Origin of the sequence: Anaerorhabdus sp., from assembly GCF_036637135.1 — a bacterium.
Lineage (GTDB): Bacteria > Bacillota_I > Bacilli_A > Erysipelotrichales > Erysipelotrichaceae > Anaerorhabdus.
Genome location: NZ_JAVWNC010000091.1, coordinates 1 through 5,788, shown reverse-complemented (window position 1 = coordinate 5,788; position 5,788 = coordinate 1). Strand labels below are relative to the sequence as shown.

The 5,788-nt window shown below is 31.4% G+C and carries 8 protein-coding genes; all 8 read left to right on the top strand.

The annotated features are described in order from the left end of the window. The first annotated feature begins 65 nt into the window (after window positions 1–65). Window positions 66–977, top strand: a complete 912-nt coding sequence (locus RR643_RS11085; protein WP_332483248.1) for a transglutaminase-like domain-containing protein — start codon at window positions 66–68, stop codon at window positions 975–977. A gap of 12 nt (window positions 978–989) precedes the next feature. Beyond that, a complete protein-coding gene (locus RR643_RS11080; protein ID WP_332483247.1) occupies window positions 990–2,021 on the top strand; it encodes a type II secretion system F family protein in 1,032 nt (343 codons plus the stop codon). 2 nt (window positions 2,022–2,023) lie between these two features. Further along, on the top strand, window positions 2,024–2,329 hold the full coding sequence (locus tag RR643_RS11075) for a hypothetical protein (protein WP_332468953.1): 306 nt from the start codon (window positions 2,024–2,026) through the stop codon (window positions 2,327–2,329). A 4-nt stretch (window positions 2,330–2,333) separates the two neighbouring features. After that, window positions 2,334–2,777, top strand: a complete 444-nt coding sequence (locus RR643_RS11070; RefSeq protein ID WP_332483246.1) for a DUF4860 domain-containing protein — start codon at window positions 2,334–2,336, stop codon at window positions 2,775–2,777. Window positions 2,778–2,779: 2 nt separating this feature from the next. Further along, window positions 2,780–3,151, top strand: a complete 372-nt coding sequence (locus tag RR643_RS11065) for a hypothetical protein (RefSeq protein ID WP_332483245.1) — start codon at window positions 2,780–2,782, stop codon at window positions 3,149–3,151. A 1-nt stretch (window position 3,152) separates the two neighbouring features. Continuing rightward, window positions 3,153–3,590, top strand: a complete 438-nt coding sequence (locus tag RR643_RS11060; protein WP_332483244.1) for a hypothetical protein — start codon at window positions 3,153–3,155, stop codon at window positions 3,588–3,590. A 20-nt stretch (window positions 3,591–3,610) separates the two neighbouring features. Then, window positions 3,611–4,675 (top strand): type IV pilus twitching motility protein PilT, encoded by a 1,065-nt coding sequence (locus RR643_RS11055; protein ID WP_332468957.1) that lies wholly within the window; start codon window positions 3,611–3,613, stop codon window positions 4,673–4,675. Then, window positions 4,672–5,788 (top strand): winged helix-turn-helix domain-containing protein (locus RR643_RS11050; protein ID WP_332483243.1); only part of this gene is annotated, 1,117 nt, incomplete at its 3' end. The genes RR643_RS11055 and RR643_RS11050, both read left to right, overlap by 4 nt.

The following is a 5,788-nucleotide window of genomic DNA, read 5'->3' as shown; positions in this document are numbered from 1 at the left end:
GCGTCTTTTATTATTAATAGTAATATGAGTTCAAATTGATTATAATGATTAATATAGGTGATGCTATGAGATTGACGAAATATCTGATTTGCTTACTTTTATTACTTGTGGGATGTTCACAAAGTAGTTCAAGTTTTGATGAATCAAAATATCCGATTATTGAAAAAACAGGAAGTGACATAATTCCTACAATAGAAAATGTTAAGGTGCCAGAAGCTACTGGAATTTTTGTCGTAAATAATTACATGGTTGAACTTGACTATTCAAATACAAATTTGGGATACATTATGGTTAAGACAATTACAGATGACCATAAGCGATTAAAAGTTCAAGTCATTAAAGATGATGAAACGTATAATTATGATTTATCAAAAGATAATGAATTTATTTCTTATCCATTAAATATGGGTGATGGGGAGTATGAAATTCAAATTAGAGAAAATGTAACAGATAATACATATGCTTTGGTATTGGCTCAAGAAATGGATGTTGTACTAGATGATCCAAATTATCCTTACTTATATCCAAATCAGATCATTGATTATAATTTAGAGTCAGAAACAATTGATAAATCATTTCAAATATGTGAGGGAGCTACTTCAGAGATTGAGCGTGTTTATCGAATCTATAATTGGATTGTGAATAACATTGAATATGATTGGGATAAAGTAGAAGAAGTTCAAAATAAGTTTGTTGTCCCTGTTGTTGATGAGGTCTTATCACTACAATCAGGGATCTGTTTTGATTACGCAGCACTCATGGCAACGATGGCCCGTGTTCAACAAATTCCAACACGATTAATTACTGGATATGTTGAAGAAGGATATCATGCATGGGTAGAAGTATTTATTAAAGATATTGGATGGATTGATCCAAATATTTATTTCAAATCCGATGAGTGGCAATTAATGGATCCAACATTTGCGTCATCAGGTGAAAATTACAAAGGTTCATATGAACCTAAGTATACTTATTAAGGGGGTAAGCATATGATTACAAACCACGAAACATCATTATTTTGTGAACAACTCGCTATGATTTTAAATTCGGGACTAACTCTTCAAGAAGGACTTGAAGTAATTGAAGATGAAATTGATAATCGAGATTTTAAAGGTGCTGTTGCGAAAATAAAAGAAGAGATATCGTTAGGTGAGAGTTTTTATGTAGCTGCAGAATCAACTCATGTTTTTGATTCATATTTTTTGGAAATGATCCAAGTCGGAGAAAAGACAGGGTATTTAGATCGGGTAATGAAACAATGCGCAATTTATTATGATCGGCTAGATTCAATACAAAATAAAGTAAAGGATGCACTATTTTATCCATTAATACTATTCGTGATGATGATTCTATTAATGGGAATTCTAGTTATAAAAATACTACCTATCTTTAGAGAAGTATTAAATAGTATGGGTGTTGATTTATCAGCGACTTCAATTGTCTTTATGGAAGTAGGGCAATTCGTCGCAAGATATGGATTTGGTATATTGGTTGCGCTCACTTTGATAATTGTATGTTTCTATTTGTATTTTAAAGTGAAATTCAAAGAAAATGCACTAATTCAATTTCTATCTGTTTTTCCCTTAACTAGGAAATTGATGATCAATATCGAAACAAGTAAAGTAGCATATGCCTTAAGCTTATTGGTAAATAGTGGTATGAATTTAAAAGATTCGTTTAATTCATTGCATCATTTGATTAATCATCCAATGATGTTAACCAAAATTAATATATGTAGCGAAAAAATTGAGGAAGGACAAGATCCGATAGTTGTATTTGCAGATTCAAGTATTTTAAAGCCAGTTTATACAAAGATGTTACGACTTGGATTGAAGTCTGGAAAATTGGATGAAACCATGTCAAAAATTGCGAGTGAGTATGAAACTGAATCAGTGAATTCAATTAATAAATTCTTAAATGCAATTGAGCCAACAATGATGATGAGCTGCGTTCTCATTGTAGGTATTATATTATTATCAGTTATGTTGCCACTAATGAGCATTATGAGTAGTTTAGGGTAATTATGATTAAAAAGAAAAAAGAGATAAATCGAGTTGTCTATTTAATTTTAGTTGTAGTATTTGTAGGATGGGCTTATGTGTCATTGTCTACTTTACAAAGGAAACTAAATTCTGAGGGAGCAATTCGACTTGAAGAAGTGATACAACGCGCAGCAGTATCATGTTATAGTAGCGAAGGTATGTACCCAGCTTCTCTTGATTACTTAGTTGAAAATTATGGCGTTCATGTCGATAAAGAAAAATACCATGTATTTTATGAGGTAGTTGGAGCTAATATTAAACCAGAAATAAAAGTATATCAAAGGTAAATATATGAAGAAATCAAAAGTGGTAGAAATTTTGTGGTCATTAACTTTACTTACATGTGTAGTTGTAAGTTGTTTTTACTTGCTTCTACTTGGTGGAAAATGTTACCAAACAGTAATTGCGAATACAAATCAAGCGGAAGATGAACGATTACCAATTTCTTTTATAGCTACATCACTAAGACAATCTAATAAAGATCAAGTGAGTATTGAAACAATTGAGGAAACTGATTGTTTAGTTATTGAATTTGATGATTATGTTAAGTATATCTATGCTTATGATGGACAATTAAGAGAAATGATCGCATTACCAAATACCACATTTAAATTATCAAGTGGTGAGATTATATCAAGGGTAAGTACTCTTAATTTTGATTTAGATGGACAAGTTTTAAACTATAGCATCAAAGTAGATCAAGATGAATATGAGATGAAAGTAGCAATGAGGTAATTATGAAAGTAGAAAGAAAGCCAAAATTTTATATCTTCTTAATTGAAATCTTATGGGGGATTCTTTTCTTTGCGCTTTCGAGTATTGTGTGTGTTAATTTTTTTGTGAAGAGTAATCAATTGTCGCAAGAAGCAGTGAAAAAAAATAAAGCTATGTTAATTGGTGAAAGTGTTGCGGAAGAAATGCGTACTAACAATGTTGAACTGTCTGGATTTGAGTTAATTGAGAACAATCATTATCAACAAAAAAAAGATGACTACCTGATTGATGTTATGACAACACCACTAGAGCTAAACTATGAAAAGCATCATATCGTGATTTCTCAAGCGGGTGAAACATTGGTTGAGTTTGAAGTTATGTCAGGAGGTTATTAAGATGAAAGAATCGAAGAATTATGGATTGTCTGTTGGCTATTCATCTATCTTAATTGTCTTTGTAATTTTGGTTTTTGTTTCTTTTTCTACGTTAAGTTACAAGCAAGCTGAAGCAAGTTTAGATAGAGTAAATCAATCGATATTTGTATTAAAAAATAACTATGATGCAGATACTCAAGCGATGGAAATTCGGTATGAAATTGATCGCATCTTGGCTAACTCAGAGACTATAGAAAACGCTAAAATCGCAATGAATAACTCAATAAAAAACATAAACATATTGGATAATGCTATTGAGTATACTATAATTATAAATAATAACGCACAGTTGAATGTTCAATTGAGTATAAACGAAGAAACAAAACAAAGTACAATACTATCATGGGTAGTAGTTACAAAGAGTGAGGATGAGTATTCGCAAAAAGGTTTTGATGTTTAATAGAGGGGGAGGAATTATCTATGACAATTCATGAAATTCTTCAATTAGCAATAGAAAAAAATGTGTCAGATATTTTTATTATAGCAGGAAGTCCAATATCATTTAAAATAAATGGTAATGTTACACAGATGGATAAAACAATGATTCATCCAGATGTTGCAAGAGAAATTATTAATGAAATTTATACACTAAACAAAAATCGTTCACTTGACCGAGTTAATGAAATGGGAGATGATGACTTCTCATTCTCTATATCTGGGTTAGGTAGATTTAGAGCTAGTGTATATTATCAACGTGGATCACTGTCAGCGGTATTAAGAGTAGTGAAACCTGATTTACCAAATCCTGTTGAATTATCGATTCCCAATACAGTTACACAATTCTCTAAGCTTCTTAAAGGGTTAGTACTTGTAACGGGGAGTGCTGGTTGTGGAAAATCAACAACACTCGCGTGTATCATTGATGAAATTAATAAAACAAGAAATGCCCATATTGTAACGATAGAAGACCCCATTGAATATTTACACAAACATAAACAATCAATTGTATCTCAACGTGAAATTGGGAATGATGCAAACAATTATGCGCAAGCACTAAGAGCCACTTTAAGACAAGCTCCTGATGTTATTTTGGTTGGGGAGATGCGAGATTATGAAACAATTAAAATTGCGTTGTCTGCGGCTGAAACAGGGCATCTTGTTTTATCGACTTTACATACACTTGGTGCTGCGGAGACAATTAACCGCATTATCGATGTATTTCCACCAGAACAACAACGACAAATCCAAATTCAGTTATCAACTGTTCTACAAGCAATTGTATCTCAACAATTACTTCCAACAGTGAATAATGAATTAATACCCGCTTTTGAAATCTTACTATCTAGCAATGCGATACGTACGCAAATTAGGGATGGTAAGACCTACCAAATAGATAATTATATTTCAACTGGAAAACAAGATGGCATGATGTCCATGGATGATTCCATATTCGAACTATTTAAGGAAGGCAAAATTTCCAAGGAAACTGCAGTAACATATGCAGTTAATCAAGAAATAATGGAAAAAAAGATAGGTAAAGTATGAATACGATAGAATTTAAGACGATAGGTAAATTTTATATTGAGCTATCGGGTAATACCATCGATGCTGCAGATACATTGGGCAGACAATTATCAAGTTTACTCGCATATTTTGTATATCATAGAAGTCGAATTGTTTCAAAAGATATGTTAATTACTTCCTTCTGGCCAGAAAGTGAAAATCCAAGTAGTGCAATTAAATATGCAATTTTTAGATTAAGAAATGAATTAGCAAAAATTTGTGAGTGTGATTGGATTATCACTTCTAAAATGGGATATATGCTTAATCCTGCTTTAGAGGTTAAAGTGGATTTAGATTCTTTTGAGAATCAATATAAGAAAATAACGGAATCAAAGGATTTAGCTATGCTCAATCTGATTGATGTAAATTCTGGTGAGTTTCTTGCGGAATATAGCGATGAATGGATTTTATCTATAAGAGAATATTTTAGTGAATTATATAACAAAATGATTGTGACTGTTTGTTCAGATGAATTTTTGAAAAGTAAACCTAATTACGAAGGACTCATTCATGTTTGCCGTAACGCATTAGAAAAAGATCAGTTTTCTGAAACAATTATTTTATTCTATTGTAAAGCGTTAATTGAAACAAGAGAATACAATAAGGCATTGACTTTTTTTGAAAAAATGTCGAGAAAATTTAATCAAGAATTAGGTATACCTTTAGGAGATAATATTCGTGGGTTATTTCTTGGTGATCAACATGACAATGCTAAAACTGTGCACATTGAAGAAATTCCAAAAGAGTTTGAAGAAGACTTAATGTCATCGGGACCATTATTTTGTTCCCAATTGACATTTAAAAAATTGTACCAAGTATATGTTAGAAAAGCACGACGAGATAAAGCACTTTATCATATCATTGTGTTCGAAATTAAGGATATCAAAGGAAAACAGTCTCACTTACATGAAACATTTGAAAACATAATCTTAGATTCATTAAGACGTACAGATATCTATACAAGTTTTACTGCAAATAATTTTGGTCTTTTGGCTGAAGTTACCAACACAGAGGATATCTTTGTAGTAATTGATCGAATTCAAAAGAAATTTTACAGTAAAATTCCAAGTAAAAATGCGAGAGTATATTATTATG

Bases quoted from the DNA above. Each gene is read 5' to 3' on its own strand.
- RR643_RS11085 (WP_332483248.1), top strand. From the start codon at position 66: ATGAGATTGACGAAATATCTGATTTGCTTACTTTTATTACTTGTGGGA.
- RR643_RS11080 (WP_332483247.1), top strand. From the start codon at position 990: ATGATTACAAACCACGAAACATCATTATTTTGTGAACAACTCGCTATG.
- RR643_RS11075 (WP_332468953.1), top strand. From the start codon at position 2,024: ATGATTAAAAAGAAAAAAGAGATAAATCGAGTTGTCTATTTAATTTTA.
- RR643_RS11070 (WP_332483246.1), top strand. From the start codon at position 2,334: ATGAAGAAATCAAAAGTGGTAGAAATTTTGTGGTCATTAACTTTACTT.
- RR643_RS11065 (WP_332483245.1), top strand. From the start codon at position 2,780: ATGAAAGTAGAAAGAAAGCCAAAATTTTATATCTTCTTAATTGAAATC.
- RR643_RS11060 (WP_332483244.1), top strand. From the start codon at position 3,153: ATGAAAGAATCGAAGAATTATGGATTGTCTGTTGGCTATTCATCTATC.
- RR643_RS11055 (WP_332468957.1), top strand. From the start codon at position 3,611: ATGACAATTCATGAAATTCTTCAATTAGCAATAGAAAAAAATGTGTCA.